General features: G+C 57.1%; 11 protein-coding genes. 2 read left to right on the top strand and 9 right to left on the bottom strand.

Annotation, left to right across the window (positions count from 1 at the left end; all coding sequences use genetic code 11):
* Positions 1-57: 57 nt before the first annotated feature.
* From LRR79_RS01775 to LRR79_RS01825, 9 genes are all read right to left on the bottom strand, one after another.
* Positions 58-879, bottom strand: coding sequence for a hypothetical protein (locus LRR79_RS01775; protein ID WP_231758723.1), 822 nt, complete (start codon positions 877-879; stop codon positions 58-60).
* Between the two features lie 390 nt (positions 880-1,269).
* Entirely contained in the window at positions 1,270-1,959 is a 690-nt protein-coding gene (tagF, locus tag LRR79_RS01780; protein ID WP_231758724.1) for a type VI secretion system-associated protein TagF, read from the bottom strand.
* Positions 1,960-1,974: 15 nt separating this feature from the next.
* Positions 1,975-5,517 (bottom strand): type VI secretion system membrane subunit TssM, encoded by a 3,543-nt coding sequence (gene tssM, locus LRR79_RS01785; RefSeq protein WP_231758725.1) that lies wholly within the window; start codon positions 5,515-5,517, stop codon positions 1,975-1,977.
* An 18-nt stretch (positions 5,518-5,535) separates the two neighbouring features.
* Positions 5,536-6,390: a type IVB secretion system protein IcmH/DotU gene (gene icmH / locus LRR79_RS01790; RefSeq protein WP_231758726.1), complete on the bottom strand. Its 855-nt coding sequence runs from the start codon at positions 6,388-6,390 to the stop codon at positions 5,536-5,538.
* A gap of 1 nt (position 6,391) precedes the next feature.
* Positions 6,392-7,729 carry a type VI secretion system baseplate subunit TssK gene (gene tssK, locus LRR79_RS01795; RefSeq protein WP_231758727.1) on the bottom strand — a complete coding sequence of 446 codons (1,338 nt, stop codon included), beginning with the start codon at positions 7,727-7,729 and terminating at the stop codon, positions 6,392-6,394.
* A 56-nt stretch (positions 7,730-7,785) separates the two neighbouring features.
* On the bottom strand, positions 7,786-8,376 hold the full coding sequence (gene tssJ, locus LRR79_RS01800) for a type VI secretion system lipoprotein TssJ (RefSeq protein ID WP_231758728.1): 591 nt from the start codon (positions 8,374-8,376) through the stop codon (positions 7,786-7,788).
* A gap of 88 nt (positions 8,377-8,464) precedes the next feature.
* Positions 8,465-10,288 (bottom strand): type VI secretion system-associated FHA domain protein TagH, encoded by a 1,824-nt coding sequence (gene tagH / locus LRR79_RS17285; protein WP_269455092.1) that lies wholly within the window; start codon positions 10,286-10,288, stop codon positions 8,465-8,467.
* An 85-nt stretch (positions 10,289-10,373) separates the two neighbouring features.
* On the bottom strand, positions 10,374-11,906 hold the full coding sequence (locus LRR79_RS01820; RefSeq protein ID WP_231758729.1) for a type VI secretion system contractile sheath domain-containing protein: 1,533 nt from the start codon (positions 11,904-11,906) through the stop codon (positions 10,374-10,376).
* Positions 11,903-12,730 carry a transposase gene (locus LRR79_RS01825; RefSeq protein ID WP_231758730.1) on the bottom strand — a complete coding sequence of 276 codons (828 nt, stop codon included), beginning with the start codon at positions 12,728-12,730 and terminating at the stop codon, positions 11,903-11,905. Before LRR79_RS01825 ends, LRR79_RS01820 begins: the two co-directional genes overlap by 4 nt.
* A 221-nt stretch (positions 12,731-12,951) precedes the next feature.
* Here LRR79_RS01825 and LRR79_RS01830 point away from each other — a divergent pair, with 221 nt between their 5' ends.
* Both LRR79_RS01830 and LRR79_RS01835 read left to right on the top strand, forming a co-directional pair.
* On the top strand, positions 12,952-13,818 hold the full coding sequence (locus LRR79_RS01830; protein ID WP_231758731.1) for a Stp1/IreP family PP2C-type Ser/Thr phosphatase: 867 nt from the start codon (positions 12,952-12,954) through the stop codon (positions 13,816-13,818).
* Positions 13,819-13,875: 57 nt separating this feature from the next.
* Positions 13,876-17,331, top strand: coding sequence for a DUF6531 domain-containing protein (locus LRR79_RS01835; protein ID WP_231758732.1), 3,456 nt, complete (start codon positions 13,876-13,878; stop codon positions 17,329-17,331).
* Positions 17,332-17,452: the final 121 nt, after the last annotated feature.

Below are 17,452 nucleotides of genomic sequence, written 5' to 3' on the forward strand. Positions count from 1 at the left end.
TCAATCCAGCCAGATAGACACAGATCAAAGAAAACTCGACATCAATTCCGGGCGCGATTAAGCCCGCATACGCCGTTTTCGACGTGACATCCGGCCCACTCTTTCTGCAGACTTCGCCGGCGGTCGGGCAGTGTTAAAACTGCCTAGAACACTCAGAAGCAAGGAACGCTTCTCCTCGAACGCCTGTGCTTCACACCAGAAAAACTGCGTGAATACTCGGCCGTCACTGCGGCAGCAAGCAACCAGATAACGCACCGGAATAACATCTATGCGTGCGCTGATCTCCCCCACAAAGCCATCAAAGCGGCCTTGAGAGAGCGGCTCCGCGGGGCGCACTACTCTGCCCCCAACAATCTGGTGAGCACATTGTTGCAGCTGGGCGCTACAGTAATCTTTCATTGCAGCGGGGGAGTCAAACTGTTGTACAGGTTGCCAGAGAACCACGCAAAACTCGTTATTTTCGACGTTTCCCGCTTCAATCACCGCATTCTGATTGAGACCCGGAAGGGCCTGCCAGTGCGCAGGCAGTTGCAACGCACAGCTACCATCGCTGGCAGCCAGTTTCTCTCCTCCGATCACAGCCGACGCTGGTTTACTGTCATTCTTTTCACGCGACGCGTTCTGACCGGAATCGCCGTCAGGCTGATCAGAACCATGGACTTCCACATGCCAGCCCGCTTCGGCAAAGGCCCCGGCAAGACGTTCAGCATCAGCCGCATGCTCATACCGTTTGACCACCGACGTACCACTGGCGAGCAATCGTTTAATCTGATGAAAGTCGAGACCAAAACGGCTGGCCAGGTACGCTATGCTCTCACGCCGGGAATAGCCATGACGCAGGCGCCCGGTAAATACAACTTGAAAGTCATTTACTGACATTTCTCTTCCCTGAGTTTTTAGCCTCACACTCCATGGAGGCTACAAAGATGCCGAGGTCATCAATCCGGTCCGGGGCCATCTTCATAAAATTCAGCAATAATGGCATCGAACCAATCGGTACACGCGTACCGATTAAGTAAATTCCAAACCATTATTCTATCGAAATTGAATCAGCAAAGAAGCGTATCGAGAGGGCAAATTCCCGTAAATCCGCATTTATATTGGTACGCCCATACCAAGTAATACAAAATTACACCAGTTTGGTGGCGGCGCGTAATTACACGTTATTTCACCAGTGTAATTGATCGCGGCTGATTACACTTATTGTCCGTCGGAATCACTCGGAAGAACGTCAGCTTCCCGTTCGATAATGTTATCCACAGCCACTGTTTACCAGTGATATTCCGGCGCTCCGATCATGGAGCAATACGTGGAGGGATCCGGCAGGCCGGGACACAACATGGAAGTGGCATTCAGGTGCTGTGAGCCTGCACACCACCACAGGCTATAGCTGCTGGCATTGGGTTTCATCAAAGTTTCCAGCAGCAGTGGATAAGCGTCTTCTACATCGCCACCACCGCTCACTGAAATCAACCCTTGGCTGTTGTCGCTAGCGGATTGCAGCGCAATATGTCCTTGCGACTGCGTGACACTTTTCCCCGCCCATGCAGGAAAACGCTCGAGGACCTGATCCACGAGCAGCCCATTCTGTAATGCCTCGATGGAAAGTTCTGACAACGCCTGAAACCAGGCACGATCATCCGTCATCAATGTAAAAGGGTTCACGGAAGCGGGTTGCGCGGCCGCCAGAGTAAGCGGGAAATAACGCCCCACACTGTCGACACTCGGCACAAGAACTCCAACCCAGCTCTGCCCGTCGAGCACACCCGGAGAAAAAGCGAATCGCCAGATCGGGCTGGTAAGATAATAGTCCAACCAGCCCTCACCTATAATTTCCCGCGCGCCGTGCACCGCCCTCTGCAGCCACTCATCCCACGGCGTAATAAAAGAGCCAGGAAGATCCCGTTGTACGAAGTCACCGTGCGCAGGCAGCTTGCCAAATATTCCTTTGTTCGCCATAACAAAAGCCTGCGCTTACAGAACCTGCGGGCAGCGGTAGGCCGCCAGCAGATTCTTATCAAACGGGTTATAGGCACTGGACGATCGCACCCGGAACTGCGCCGAGCGCCCTTCTTCGCTAAACGTAAGCAGGTACTCATTGCTGCTGCGCCCGCGGGTCATCTCCGAATTGCCCAGCAGCCGGTACCAGGCCCAATCGCCTTCAAAGTGCTGTCGATGTATCGTCTGATTCAGATCTTCAAAAATGATACGCACACGATTGGACTCACCACCGCGCCAGTCAAGATTACGACTGGTACGCGGGCCATGCGAGTACGGCACCCGCTGATCGCCCAACTCCAGAGCGAACAGGCGTACACCGGAGTCGAGCTTTGTCGGCTCTATGCGGAATCCGTAACCAGCCTGCTCTCCCTGAGCAAACAGGGTTTTGCGGATAATCTCCGCACGCTTCAACTGAGTAAGAGAACTCGAGGAAATCCCAAGGGTGCGCCCTTCCAGTGCGCGCGCCTTCCAGTTACGTGTATCAACAAAGGGTTTCAGATACTGCTGCACAAACTGCTGCTCAATCCCACCGGGCTTGAAGTACTCATTAAACAGCAACACCGGCACTTCCTGTTCGCTACGGCTCTGCAGTGGGAATCGGTTGGCAAGGCTGCGGCTATATACACTGTATACCTGCTCACGCCAGGCACGATCGACATGGCCTTTTGCCTTTGCCATAACCAGTGCCCAGGTATTGTCTGCCACCTGCGTCAGCCAACGATCGAAGGGCGCCGGGGCGTTGGTGGCCTTGATGCGCAATTGCTTGATCGCATCACTCGCACCAGAAAAACGCGCTTTGGCCTTGTTGAAAGCGACCTCGCCGGCGTCTACACCGCCGTCGATTTCAGCGAGATACTCCTGCACTTTGCCGATTGCGGCAAGATATTCCTGAACCCGTGCCGGACGCCCTTTCTCACTACGGGTAAGCCTGTGCAGTTCCTCAAACCGAATATCAACGACCGTGGGTTGATACTGTTCCGCAATGGCATTTGCGGCGCCGCTAACCGCGGCACCTCCCAACCTGCGCGTGGTGCTCGATACTGGCAGCGGAACCCCGTTGGCATCCACCGGCAGCTCCGGACGCAACGTCAGTCGGGTATTGTCCGCGGTAATCTCCGAGACTGCGAGCAGCGGCGAGTACACCGGATCGGCAAGTTTGGACAGAACGTCAAACGCCTGAGAGGTAGAATTGAAGCCCGTCAGCGAAAACCCGGTAAGGAACTGCTGCCAGCGCTGCTGGTACTCCGCCAGATAAATGCGCTTAACATCTTCACCGAGCTGTTGGCGGTCTTCCTCACTGAAGTCTTCACCGTCCAGGTCATTTCCATAGATCCAGCGCTCCTCTGCCAGCTTCTGCAGCAATGGAGAGTCCGCACTGAAGTCCACATCCTTGTACCCTGCCTTGGTATACAGATAGGGAATCTGGAACCTGGGGTCCGCCGGGTCCACACCAAATAGCTGCCGGGTATCGCCCCCGACCTCCCCGTACAGGTCAATCCGCGCCTGCCCGAGATCACTGCGCTGTAACTGACCATAGAGACGCTGGGGAACCGGGATACGGCGCAGCTGCTGCCGGGCACTGGCGACGACGCGCTCGTTCGGTGCTCGGCCTTCCGGCAGTGGACGGAAAAACAGACGCTCCAGGTGGGCGAGTAACTGCTCCTGCCTGGCCGCCTCGCCACTCAGGCGCTTCGACCAATCCGCGGAGAAATATGCCTTCAGCGTTTCTATATCGCGCTTGTCTTTCTCAAAGAACATCAGATAGGTTTTCAGGGTCGACACCAGAGCCGGGTCAGCACTGTCCATTCTGGACAGATCACGCTCGATGGCGGTCTGCAACGCGGGCAGGAAAAGGGTGTCCAGCTGCTGCTGGTACAGCAGATCCGCGGCGCGATCTACACGATCGTCATACAGGCCCAGGTTATTCAGCCATGGATGTTCTTCTTTCTGATATACCCGCGAGGCGGTATGGAGATGCTCCAGCTGATCCAGCGCTTCCGTTGGTGTCAGCCGCCGGCCGCGCGTTTCGGCCTGCAGGGCTTCAAAGCTGCGAATATGATCTCGCACCTCATTCATATACAGCTTGTTCTGAGCGACGCTGCCGGTCCATAAAAATAGTGCACCGACAAAAACGGCGGCAGAAGCGGCATACACTGCCCCGCGAAACCAGCGGGTGGCGCGTTCGAATTTTCGGTTTACCCCGACGAGCTCCGCCTCAGGAAACACAACATCTTTCAGCAGGCGGTGCAGGAAATAGCTCTTACCCTGCCCCTGATGCTTGTGCCCCACGTCCCGTTCCAGACCAAAGTCAGCACTGACCGTGGCCATCATTCGGTCAATCGGACTGCCTTCCTGAGTGCCACTGGTGAAATAGATTCCACGTACCAATGGGACGGTGTCGTAACGATTCGGGCTGAATGCCTGACGCACAAATTCTGAAAGCAGGCTCTGCAGGCTTTCCATACGCGCAGGAAAGCCCTGTAACAGGGCACGCTTTTCAATATTGCGTTCCTGATTCACCCGCCACAATACGCGCTGATTAAGCCGTCCAATCAATGCGCGGAACTCACCTGCAAACTCATCCAGCGGTGCTCCGTCACCAACGCGGCCCTCTTCCGGAAAGCTGATACCCCAGACCTGTTCACGCTCCGCCTGTGAAAGGTTGTCGAAAAACTCACTAAAGCCTGCCACCAGGTCACACTTGGTGAAGGTGAGATAAATCGGAAAACGAACACCGAGTTGCTGCTGCAGTTCATTCACCCGGGCGCGAATGGTTTTCGCCTGATGGGTACGCTGTTCTGCGGTCTGCACCATCAGATCCTGCAGGCTGATCGCAACCAGCACACCGTTTATCGGACGACGACGACGATACTTTTGCAGCAGATTCAAAAATGCCTGCCAGGCACTGTTGTCATATACCCGATGACTATCCTGTGTGGTGTAGCGGCCAGCGGTGTCGATGAGCACGGCATCATTGGTAAACCACCAATCGCAATTCCGGGTGCCGCCCACACCACCCAGGGCCTCCTTGCCGTGACTCTGGGCCAGAGGAAACTCCAGGCCAGAATTCACCAGCGCGGTGGTTTTACCGGAGCCCGGGGGGCCGATGATGATGTACCAGGGCAATTGATACAGGGAGACCTGCCCCTGGGCGGAGCGGAATCTCGCCTTGCGCAGCACCTGCATGGCATCGCGGAACCGTTCCGAGAGTGCCTGCAGCTCCTCCTGACTACGCTCCTGATCCGGATCCGCAGGCGCCTCGTCCTGCGACGCTTCGATACCCTCGATCAGCGCCTGGTTCTGACGTCGCTCCACCAGCCACTGAGCCAGATTCCATACGATCCAGAGCGTGAACATAACGACGATAATGGCAATGCGCACACCTTTCGACAGGGTTGCGTTTTCACTGCCGAACTTGATGTATTCCGCACCAAACCAGATCAATAGAGACAGTGCGACAAGGCCGATCAGGCCGAGCACCCATTTATTGGCAAAAAAATTGGCCAGACGTTTCATGGTAATTTCCAGCGTTCCTTATTTCTGCTCAATCGACGGCGATACGGCGGTGTCCGCAGTCAGCGCCTGTATTTCCACAGCCACCGGGGTTGCGCTCTGGTACAGCCACCAGCGATAGCCACTGAAGGTGACTGCGAGCACACCAAGTACCACACTGGCAATCACCCACAGCGGAATGTACTGGATCAGTCGTGTCTTACGCTCGACACATCCTCGCCAGCGAGGAGAAAGGTCCCGTTCCATGGGCGGGCGGTGAGTCTCAATCGTGCGATACAGGTTGTCGCGAATCTGATCGAGTTGTTCGTATCCACGGGGAGCAAGCCGGTATTTCCCCTGAAAACCAAGGCTCAGACAGAGATAGAACAATTCCAGTAACTCGATGTGCGACCCCGGTGTCTCCAATGTTCGCTGCAGGATCAGAAAACATTTCTCACCGCCAAACGTCTCTTTGTGGAACAGACTGAGTAGCGAGTGCTGACTCCAGCCACTGGCGGTGCCCCAGGGTGTTGTCAACACGACTTCGTCCACTACGGTACACAACAGATAGCGCGCGGTGAGTACTGTCTCCTGCGGCAGGGAAAGCTGCTTTGCCTCACGCTCAAACGACTGAATCTCACGTGTCAGGCGTTTGTGCAGGTCCGGTACATTGTTGTGGCTCATGGTGGTACGCGGTTTGATGATCGCACCGAGCAGTTTGGACGCTGCGGAAATCAGCGGATTGAGACTGTTGCGAATTCGCAGATCCGCTGCCGCCTCTGCTGCGGAGAAGTCCTGCGCACGGGGACGCGCACCAGTGGGCGCGGCTGCACCGGGCGTGGGGACCATTACCGTACGATCGGCGGCACCGGGTGTTGAATAGGCGTCGTTACTCATATCAGTTATTCCTGATGGCCCAGAGTTCCATGGTCATGCCTGGGAACTCGGCCCCCAGGTGTACGGCAAAACCGCCAGAGCGCTGCATTGCCTGCCAGAGCTCACCGGTACGTTCCAGTTCGAAATAGGTAAATCCGGCGTGGTACGGAATCTGTCGCGGCGCCACAGGAAGTGCGCGCACAGTAAGCCCTGGCAGCTGTGCTGAGATCAGTTCGCGAATGGCCTCCACGGGAGCGACCTTGGCCTGCCCGGGGAAGCGGCTGCGTAAAAGATCCCCGGGCATATCTGCCTTCGCCGCGAGAATAAAGCTTGCCGTCTTCACCAGAGATGGATCGGTTATTGGCGCCACGTAAATACCGAACTTGCGCTGCACCAGATCCATGGGGATGGCGGTTTGCTCCAGTACGGTGGAGAGGGACTGACGCAAGGCAGAAAAAAGACCGGTATAACTCTGCTGCAGATTGTCGTGCAGATAGCGGGGAATTTCCGGCGGACGTTTATTCCCAGCGGTGAAGGTGGAAAGCTCGCCGGCCAGCTGTAATAACTCCAAAAACAATGTGTGTGGGTGCAGGCGCGGCTGCCCGGTAATCTGCTTTAACAACGGCTCAAAGCGGTTGATCACCTGCAGCAGCAGGTAGTCAGCGATTTCGGCAGACCCACTGCGCCCACTGTCGCTCAGGCGATGCCCCAGGGCGCTTCCCCGATGGTCCAGCAGGCCTTTTACTTCTTCGATATACGCTTTGATCACCGGAGATGCGTCGGCATTCAACAGCGGTGGGATATATTCTGCATCAAGCTCTACCGGCTTTTCCGGCTGGCGCTCGCGAATGCGCGCAATACCAATCGCCGCATAGCCACTCAGATCTTCACTGCCGAGCTTGAGACAGGTACGCAGCTTACCCACCTGAATACGAGCAGCCTCACCGGACGTAGAGGCGCTGTTACGTGCATCAAAGTTACAGGCCTGATAGCGGGCTTGAGGAAAATCCTCCTGATCTCTCACAGACTCCTGGCTGCCCGGCCGCTTCATTGGAATACACAGGTAAACCACCTCATCCCGTGTGTTCACCGGAACATCCAGCACATCGGGCAGATGCTCATTCTCTGGCGCCAGCATTGGTGTACCGTCCGGGAATATGGCGCTGACACGGGACAGTGACAGTTTGCCCATCGCCATGGGCTCGCTATCGATCGCCACTTCAATCAGTCCCCAGGTATAAGGGCCCAGGGCACTGGTGCGCGCTTCCAGCATCTGTTCCAGATAGCGGTCCTGTTGCTGGAAGTGCTGGGGACGCAGAAACATCCCCTCGCTCCAGATCACCTTATTATTCGCCGACATACATTTTCCCTGTTGCGGCGCGAAGCGCGTGCCTCGCGATATGATCAATTAAAAAATCAGCGTTTGCCTGACTGCTGTAATTTCCGCAGTTTCTCGTACTCCGCGCTGGAGATGGTTACGGTCTTGTCTTTATCCGCACCGTTGGCAGCGGCACGCTGACGCATATTCAATGCTTCCGTTGATGCGATGCGCGTACCGGCCAGGGTTATCGCATAATCATTTTTGCGGTGATCGGTAATCGGCAACAGCATCAGTGCATCGGCACGCTGGTATTGCACAAACTCGGCAAGCAGACCCACGTACTTGACGTCGGGCGTGAGCGGCAGTTCCTCAATTCGCTGTTCACCGGGTGCGAACTCTTTGAGAATGACGGTATCAATCAGGTCCTTGCCAAGACGGGACTCCGCGTTCTCATACAGGTTCAGAAATTCCTCTCGGGAGAACTGTCGATCATCCGCGAGCATAAACACACGCACCACCACCGGCGACGCGCGACCATCGCTATCCGGATTGACGTCCGACTGCACATCCAGATTCAACGCGACGCTGGTATCGAAGTTCAGGGTACGGCGAGTGGTTTGACAGGCGGACACTGCTATTGCAAGCAGAACCACCAGCAAAAAATGTACGATTTTCTGGGCTTTCACGGCTTACTCCGTTATTTTTTGCGAACATTTCCCGGGAGCACTGGCTTCCCGGCCTATATCGACTAGAGATACCTCAGTTGAAACACGGTTATTTATTGAGATTGCGCGCATTCTTCAGCTCGGAGAGCTGGCTCTCATAAGTCGTCGCGAATTCCTCGCCGAACAAACGTCGGTAACAGTTCTCCGGGTCACCGACCAGCTGACGATATGCGTCGACATAATTTTCCCAATTACGGGCGCTTTTACTGGAAAAAACCCCACTCTGTTTGCCACCCCGGCGCTCGATATTTTCCGGGCTGAAGTATTTCAACATGGCCTCATAACCTGCGCGCATTCCCGACAGAACCGCCACCTGATGATCGGACAGGTCGTCAAAACTATCGCGCACGGCCTCTACCGGGGTCATAAAGGCACCGGTGCCTGCGAACATGGCTCCCAGCGCGTCTTTTGCGGTGGCACTGAATTTGAGTGGATTATTGGCTTCGGTCTGAATCATGGTGCGCTGTACGCGCAGTTCATTCTTGATACTGGTGCGGGCACGTAGCAGATCGATAAGCCGCGCCACGGACTCCTCGACAATCGCCGCCGCCTGCGTATCCAGTTGCGCCAGCTGCTCCCCCTGTAACTGAAGCCCCAGTTGCTGGGCCATGGATGAGGCCGTCGTCGATGGTGTCGACTGAACCTGCGGCGCAGGCGGAGCGAGAGTCTCACCAGCCGGGGGGGTGGCGGGAGCGACCGCCGGCTGACTGAATTGCTGAGAGGCCTGGGCGAATCCGTGGGTCGGCGGCACTGGCGTAGCGCCAGCCACCTCCAACCCCGGGAAAGTGGGCGGTGCATGCTGCGGTTCGGCCGGCGCATCAGGTACCGGGGCGGCGTCCAGACCACCGAAACCAGGAGCGCCGCTTACCTGATCTCCGGCTACTTCCGAGAAGGATTCGGCAAAGGGGTTGTCCACAGGGGGCTGAGCCGGCGGCATGGGGGCCTGCGGCGCGCTTTCTGACACCGGCTGTGGCACCGGCTGCGGGGGCTGCCGCTCCTGTGAAGGCGGTGGCTGAGGGGCTTCCACGGGCTGCTGCTGTGCGCGGAACTGCATGGCATGATTGTGTGCAGGGGCATGGTCCTGTTCGCTGCCGTCTTTCCACCAGGCGTCGTCGTCGCCCCACTGACTGGCTGGCGCCGGACTCGGCGCAGCCGCAAAGTCACTCAACGGGTCAAACCCACTGTTGCTGATACCGCTCACCAACCCATCCGGAGCGCCGCTATTGCTGCGGTTCAGCACTTGCAGCGGATCGGTCGGTGTACTCTGCCCGAGAAGGCTATCAAACCCATCTCCAGCAAGCCCGCTGGCCGGTGCATCGGTGCCACCGCCTGCCAGGTACCCCCATTCACCGCTCTGATTATTCTGCGCGCTGGTGCCGGGCTCCAGCCAGCTATCCAGCTCCTCGGCTTCCTTGTTACTTTGCATTTTTGCCGCAGCCGCGGGACTGAACGTGGTGCGATCCGCGTTATCGAGGAAATCCGCATCACCCAGTCCTTTGGGCAGATTGCTGTCTGCCTTGGGTTGCCGTACCGACACTTTAAGCTGGTAATCACCCAGACTGATCACATCGCCGTCCGCCAGTGGAATACGCTTTCCCTTGCCAAGCGGATCCGCAGATTGATTGTGGTAGGTGCCATTGGTGCTCTGATCCACCAGGAAATAGCGGTTGTCTGCAAACTGAATCTCACCGTGCCGGGAGGAAACAACACGCTGCGGATCGGGCAGTACCCAATCATTGCTGTCCGCACGGCCGAAACTTCCCCCCTCCCGGGTGAACAATTTGGTGTGCTTGAGCATGTTGGCCCCTTCGGGGTCGGCGACAACAGAAAGCAAAAGATCCATGACGTTCAGGCTCGCACGTTGGTTGACCACGGCTGTTGGCAATGCCGCGGTACATGAGGGTGGGGAATACCGGCGGAAAGGTGCGCGGCAAAATTGGCACCGGACGGACGCAGCATCATTGCCAGGCGCCTCGCAGAGTGGTACCCGCCAGTGACTGCAGTCGCGGTAAAACGATCTCGTCACGCCCCTGTACGGAGCGCAGGGCGCTCAACCCGGCCGCATTGAAACGCGCGGCGGCTCTGTCGGTCATCCAGGCTTCAGCACAGGGAGTGAGCCATTCACCGTGCGGTAACTTGCGCAGATGCACCGGTAATCCCGTGTACTGGTCAGCGGGCACTACGGTGGGTACGCCCTGCGCCGAAAATGCAGAACAGATCGATAGCGCCAGCAAGTAGGCACTGTTACCCCACAGGTAATACCGGTGACCAAGCTCTGGACTCAGCTCTTCGAATGCAAAGGTCTCCGTACGGGAAGCGTCGGCACCAAACGGCATACGTAGCAAAAAGCGCGGTGCGGCCAGCGCCACATGCTCACAGGCAGGATAGGCCCGCAGTGCCCGCCAACCCTCGGAAAATGCTTCCGACAGAGGGTAACACCAGTCATCGGGATCCATGGATCCGGCCATACTCGGGCAGCCTGCCAGCCGGCAATCTCCGCCGAGTATCAGCGTACTTCCCGCGGCCTCGGCAATGGTTGCCAGGTCGATCAGCATGTGCAGATCGCGCTCTTCGTCAGAAACGAAATAATCCCCCAGAATCAGGTCGTAGGGCTTGCTTCCGGCGGTGGTGTAGCGCTCGACGAGACACTTGAACAGGCCTGAGCACTCGAGATCGTCCTCGGCTTGGGCAAAGTCCGCGAGCACTTCTTCCTTGCTGATATCGAGCAGGTGAATTTCCAGCCCCGGATGATCCTCCAACCGCCGCAGCAACATATGCAGGCTGCGCCAGCTGGCTTCCAGTTGGCGAAAATCACTGTGATGCATGATTTTGCGCATGGCCTCCGAGGCGGCCTCTGTCACCGCATCCAGGTACGCCGCCTGATTGGCATCGGGCTTTTTCTGCAGGTAGGGCGCTACAATATCTTTGATCAACAGGTCGATCTGCCCTGTCGCCGAGCTGCGCGTATGCTCCTGATACAGGGACTGGTAGTGCTCTCCGGAAAGTATCCGGTCGAGCATGGATTGCGCACCATCGGCACCATCCATTCGGGGCGCTGTGGGCGCAGTGATATCAGAAGGTAATAACTCGGGTCGCCATTGACGAATTTCCTCCGCTGCGTCGGCGAAACCATTGCTACTCAACAGCTGCTTCTCCAGCTCAATAAATTTCTTGAACAGGGGTACCCGTTGATAGAGGTAATCCGGATGAAGGTCATCAAACTCCAGCAGCTGCAACGGTTCATCCATTCCCGGGATATTCAGCCGAATCTGAAGCCGCTCAAACAGTTGCTCAAAGTTGTCCTTACCCAGACGATAAGCCTGCCGCTGTGCCAGAGTCTCTGGTTCACACAATGCGCGACTGGCTCGGCCACTGAAATCACCGACAATTGCCACCCGGAAATTGGCACCATGGTACCGAGTGTCGCTCCCTCCGGATTCTTCCCCGGCAGAAAATATGGCAGCGCCAGTCTGCATGCTCGCTCGACTCATAATCCCGTCTCCAGGGTGGTGGTATTGTTATCCGGTGCGCGCTCCTCGGAAGCATCACAGAGGGTTTTGACCGCTTGATGACCGGCGGGCAACTTGTCCTCTTTACTGGTCGAGGCTTTGGTCGCAGTTTTTTTGGTCGCGGATTTACGTGGACGTCCACGTTTTAACGGCCGCACTCGCTGATTGGAAATCTGTTCGATTTTGTCCTTAAACACATCCCCGCCCAGAATCTGTCCGAGCTTGATGGTTTCGGCGATATATTCAAGCAGACGCCGGTCAAAGCGATAGCGGAAGAGCTCTCGATAGGCATCCGCGCGAGCCGCAGCACTATCACCCAACGCCATATACAGACGATGATCCTTGATCACCGTGCTGGCCTCGAGATTTGCGTGATGGCGGAAACTGGACCAGGCGTAGTCACTCATGGAGTCTGCCAACCCGAGGTAGATCGGTCGCGACTCGACATAGCGATAGCAGGTCAGCAGATATGCATCCGAATCGATTAGGCTGGACTTGTAGCGGCCGGCCCACAAGGTGCCGGAGCGACGGTACCGGTGATTGACGAACTGAACGTAGCGACGCCCCAGGGACTGCATCATCGATGGAATGCCATCCGGCACTTTTGGCGTCGCAATGATCTGAATCATATTGGGCAGTAACACATACGCGTGCACATCCACCCGATACTGATCCGCCGCATTGCGCAGGCTGTCCAGATAAAACTGGTAGTCTTCCTCATCAAAAAAGCACGGCAGGTTATTGTGCCCTACCTGCACAATATGCTGCGGAATGTCGATCAGATTAAGTCTCGGAAGACGGGGCATCGTGCCAAAAAATCCTTTTTAATTTGCACAGCCGTACCAACTGCGCACCCACTAAGCGGAAGGGGTTGGCATTATGGCAAATGATTGAAAAAAAATTCAAACCTGATGCACAAGCACGTTAACATTGCCCCGCTAAAACGGAGGAAAGTCATGGAGAGGAAACCGCTGCATGGGTTTCAGTTCCGCTACTTTCAGGAATTTGTCATGGAGCTGCGACTGACATGGAGCCCATCAGGCTGGCAGTCAACGGACGCACCGATATCGGACAGGTGCGGGAAGAAAATGAAGACAGCATCCGCTGTCACAGCAACCCGGACCACCCCTTCGCCTACGTGGTGGTCGCCGATGGTATGGGCGGCTACAGCGGTGGAGCTACGGCAAGTCGCATCGCCGCTGACACCCTGGAGAAGCAGTTTGACGCCCTGCTGAGCTCCACATATCTCGCCTGTTCTCCGGCACAACAGCAATTGATGTTACGTGCTGCGCTGGTGGAAGGTATCGGCATGGCAAATCGGGAAATTCTGCAGACCAAGCAGAGCCGCCCGCAATTTTCACAAATGGGTACCACGTTGGTGGCCGCCGCCATCTGGCAGGATTTTTTGATCGTTGCGCATATCGGCGACTCTCGCGCCTACCTCTGGAACAACTACGGCCTGCAACGATTGACCAAAGATCACAGCGTGGTTCAGGAAATGATTGATGCCGGTCAACTAACCCCCGAACAGGCACAATCGTCCCAAGTAAGAAACCATATCACCCGGGCGCTGGGTATTTCAGAACCGGTGGAAGCGACCGTTAACAGCTGGACACTGAAAGAAAGTGCATTGCTCCTGCTGTGCAGTGATGGACTGACAGAATACCTTGACGACCATACCATCGAGCGGGTTCTTGCCACTTATCGACCGGCACTGGAAAGTGTGTACCATTTTATCGAAGATGCGAATCAGTGCGGCGGTCGCGATAATATCAGCGCCGGAATCATCGAGTTCTGCCATCGCACCGATGCGGTCGTGGAATTCTCGGGTGACCCGATCACCCTGCAGCCCAAAGCGGAAGACGATATCACCGTGCGCAAGGCACAGCGTTAGCGCGGTGCAGGTACCCGCTGTAATTATTTCCTGGCAAACCTATTCCGAGTAAGCGACATGACACCGGATCGTCTGGTCGAATTTGTTCCCTCTGTTCTCGCGCGCTTGCAGCCGCACACCATGCCACCGACTTCATCAGATGCGATCGCCATCTGCAAGTGGTATGAGTCCTGGGTGCGCGCAGACGACGATATCGCGCTCTCGCCACGGCTGGGCCAACAAAGCGCTCGATTCCCGGAGGATTTCTGGCCCGCGCCACCCTCGATCAATGTCAACCGTTACAATATCGTGAACGCGAGGCGCACCGCACAGCTCATTATTCCGACTTCGGTGCCGGTGCGCTTCTGCAACTACCCGGGCCATAATCGCGCCGGCGATTTTTTACCAGCACTCTCCCAATGCCAGCGGGTGGCGGATCATGTGATCGCCAGTAACGGCGAGCTGGCTTTTGTCCGAACGGACTTCGTACTCTGCGGCCCCTTTTCTTTTCAATGGCAACGTTTTTATCGGCAGTCGCTGCTCAGGGATGAGGACGAACACAGCGAGTGCGGCCTCGGTCCTGGTTGGCGCCACAGCCTGAGTGAATGCCTGCAGCTTCCAGACCCTCAGGGCGGCTCGGAGCAAAAAGTTCTGCTACACACCGCAGAGGGTCGGGTGATTGCGTTTGACCTTCCCGCTATCGGCCACGGTTGTTTCAATCGGAGTGAACGCCTTTTCCTGCTGCGCCAGAGCCTGCACAGTTTTCGCCTGTCCACTTTTGACACACCCGACAAAGTATTTCGTGCGGATGGCACTGGCTCCGTGGTGCCGCTTAGCGAAATGCGCGATGCGAGTGGCAACACCCTGAGCGTGGACTATCGCAATGGCAAGCCGGTAAAAATCGTGACGTCCTGGGGGCGCACACTGGAGTTTGAATACCAGCACGACCGGTTACTGCGCATAGTCAACACGCAAGATAGCGGTACGGCTCTGTGTGATTACCAGTTTGACGATGCGGGCACTCTGCGGGAAAGCCACAGTTCCGGTCAGCAGGAAAGTTATGCCGTCAACGAAGGCGTCCTCGCCAGCATTACCAGCCTGACCCTCGGCCATCTTGTTTTGCACTACGATCGGCTGCAGCGCGTCGATACGATTCACGTGCTCGAAGACCCGCAACCGGGCGCGGCGCCGAAACCCGAGTCGCAACCCCAGCCAACGGCTTCCGCGATGTATTACCGACTGCGCTGGAAAACCGGCAAGCACAATGGCAGGTTACGCTGCACCTTAACTACACCGGATCAACAGGACCTGCACTGGTGTTTCGATGGCCGCGGTGATCTGATAGAAATTCGCCAGGGCGCACGCCTGTCGAGCCGGCGCTATGATCATTATCGCAATCTGTGCCGCCAGGTCGACCATCAGGGAGGCGACACCCTGTTTCGACACGATCGCTTCGGTCGCCTGCTACGCCGCACCTGCGGCGCAACACACCACCGCTATCTCTATGACGAAAACGGCCGACTTGTTGCTGCCGGTGCGGTTTTAACCGGGTCAACCCCATCGCCGGCGGACTCAGAGCAAAGTCGCAGCGACGTGCAGCGCTGGCACTACCGCTATCGGGAAGATACCCCCTACCCCGCAGAAATCATCGACCAGGCCGGGCACTGCTGGCAATGCGAGCACGATGAGCACGGTCAGCTTCGTCGGCTAATCGACCCCGAGGGCGGAGGCCTATCCCTGGATTGGGACGCCCACTGTCAGCTTGTGCGGCTGAGCCATGGCGACGCGGTTTATCGCTGGGAGTACGACGCGGCAGGCCGGGTCACTGCCCGTACTGGCACGGGACTCGCACCCAGACAGTGGCAATACCGGCAGGACGGCACTCTTACAGAAGTGTCCATCGGCTCTCAGTCTTTTGTACTCAATCGCGATGAGTACCATCGTGTCTGTGCAATAAAGATCGACGGCGAACCCGCCCTGCAATGGCAATACGATGGCTATAGCCGGGTGCGGGTGCTGCAGGATCACGCCGGCTATCAACAGCGCCTGGACTACACCCCGCGGGGACAACTGTCGGCTCTGCAGGTGAAGACCCACTCATCGGTACACAACCACTACTACTGGCGCTACAACGATTTCGGGCAACCGTCGGTTTTCGGCGGTGGCGAGACCTTGCGGCGCGAATGGCTGTACGCCCCCTGCGGGCGCCTTGCGGAATTTCATGACAGTGACAGCCATTGGTACTTTCATTACAACGATGCAGGCGAGCTGGCACAGATTCGCAACAACAGCGGACAGCTGTGCAGCTTCCACTTCGATGCCCATGGTCGACTGGTGCAGGCAGCCAATGAGCATTGCAACCTGCGCTACCACTACGACCTGCGCGGCCGTTTGATTGCGGAACACCAGGACCTTAGCAGTGACACTGGCGACAGCAACGCCGCTGGCCGGCAAAGCCTGAGCATCAACCACAGTTACGACAAGCGCGGATGGCTGAAACGCTCCGGATCCGACCAGCTGAATATCGCCTACACATTTTCCGCCGCCGGCGACCTGTATGGTATCGATGCCAACGGCGCCATGGTGCTACGCATTGATACCCAGCAGCAGGACGGCGCGGTAAACGGAAGAACACTGTCCCTGGGCAACCATCAGATACAGTACCGCTATCGAGATGGTGTGCTGGCAAGCATCGGCAAAGACAAGGCGGTACTCTGGGAAATTGACGGCGCAGAGTGTCCGTCCACGATACCAGGGCCACAGTATCTTGCCGTGGCAAATGGTCACTGGGATGCCCGCGGCAACCTGATATCCGAGAGCCGCGGTGCGGACCAGGGTTCAGCCCACTACCACTATCAATACGATGGCTGGGGACTGCTCCACTGCGTGGAGTGCGGCGACTTCAAGACATGGCTGCGCTACGACCCGTTTGGTCGCCGCCTGAGCAAGTCCAGCACACATCGCCGTTCACGGCGGCAGCGGCGTGTCGCCAGTCACTGGTGCACCACCGGTCTCTGGAACGAAAGTCACCAGCTGGGTGACCGGGTACGGTCCACACACTATCTGCATCATCCCGGCGACGGTATTGCAGTGGCCCGGCTGTCGCTGGATGCGGAAGCCTCGGCTTCGCCTCAGAGTGACAGCATCCCTCTGGCTCAGCGGGAGTTTTTTATCAGCGACCAGCGCGGCCACCTGATCGCGCTGCTCGGTGAAGAGGATACAGAATCGACCGACCACCCCGTACTGTGGACTTTCGATAAATCCTCTCCGGGATGGTGCCCGGGCAGTTATCAGGGCAACCGTGGGATTCTCGATGTAGAAACCCGCCTGCTCTACCGCAACGGCCATTATTTTCATGGCGATACCATGGCCAGCCATGGCGATCCATTATCCCGCCCACTGGATGTGGGCTATCAGCAGCCACCGGACGCGGGCCGCGGTGAGAGCGAGGCGGGTACCGAACAGCTCGCCCCCGACAACAGCGGGGCAAGCTCCCCAACCGAAGTGACGGCGTCGGCGTTATTCAACAATTGACACCCAATTCCCTTTGCCGGCATCTGAGTTCCTTTAGTATTGACCCAGCGAGACAGCGCTGTCATTCCCGCGAAACTTAATAGTAACAAGGGCCACAGCGCGCTTGCCATTCATACAACCA

The organism is Microbulbifer elongatus (assembly GCF_021165935.1).
In the GTDB taxonomy this organism is placed as follows: domain Bacteria; phylum Pseudomonadota; class Gammaproteobacteria; order Pseudomonadales; family Cellvibrionaceae; genus Microbulbifer; species Microbulbifer elongatus.

Excerpts from the sequence above, each read along its gene's own strand:
- LRR79_RS01775 (WP_231758723.1), bottom strand. The coding sequence starts at position 879 with ATGTCAGTAAATGACTTTCAAGTTGTATTTACCGGGCGCCTGCGTCAT.
- tagF (WP_231758724.1), bottom strand. The coding sequence starts at position 1,959 with ATGGCGAACAAAGGAATATTTGGCAAGCTGCCTGCGCACGGTGACTTC.
- tssM (WP_231758725.1), bottom strand. The coding sequence starts at position 5,517 with ATGAAACGTCTGGCCAATTTTTTTGCCAATAAATGGGTGCTCGGCCTG.
- icmH (WP_231758726.1), bottom strand. The coding sequence starts at position 6,390 with ATGAGTAACGACGCCTATTCAACACCCGGTGCCGCCGATCGTACGGTA.
- tssK (WP_231758727.1), bottom strand. The coding sequence starts at position 7,729 with ATGTCGGCGAATAATAAGGTGATCTGGAGCGAGGGGATGTTTCTGCGT.
- LRR79_RS01820 (WP_231758729.1), bottom strand. The coding sequence starts at position 11,906 with ATGAGTCGAGCGAGCATGCAGACTGGCGCTGCCATATTTTCTGCCGGG.
- LRR79_RS01825 (WP_231758730.1), bottom strand. The coding sequence starts at position 12,730 with ATGCCCCGTCTTCCGAGACTTAATCTGATCGACATTCCGCAGCATATT.
- LRR79_RS01830 (WP_231758731.1), top strand. The coding sequence starts at position 12,952 with ATGGAGCCCATCAGGCTGGCAGTCAACGGACGCACCGATATCGGACAG.
- LRR79_RS01835 (WP_231758732.1), top strand. The coding sequence starts at position 13,876 with ATGACACCGGATCGTCTGGTCGAATTTGTTCCCTCTGTTCTCGCGCGC.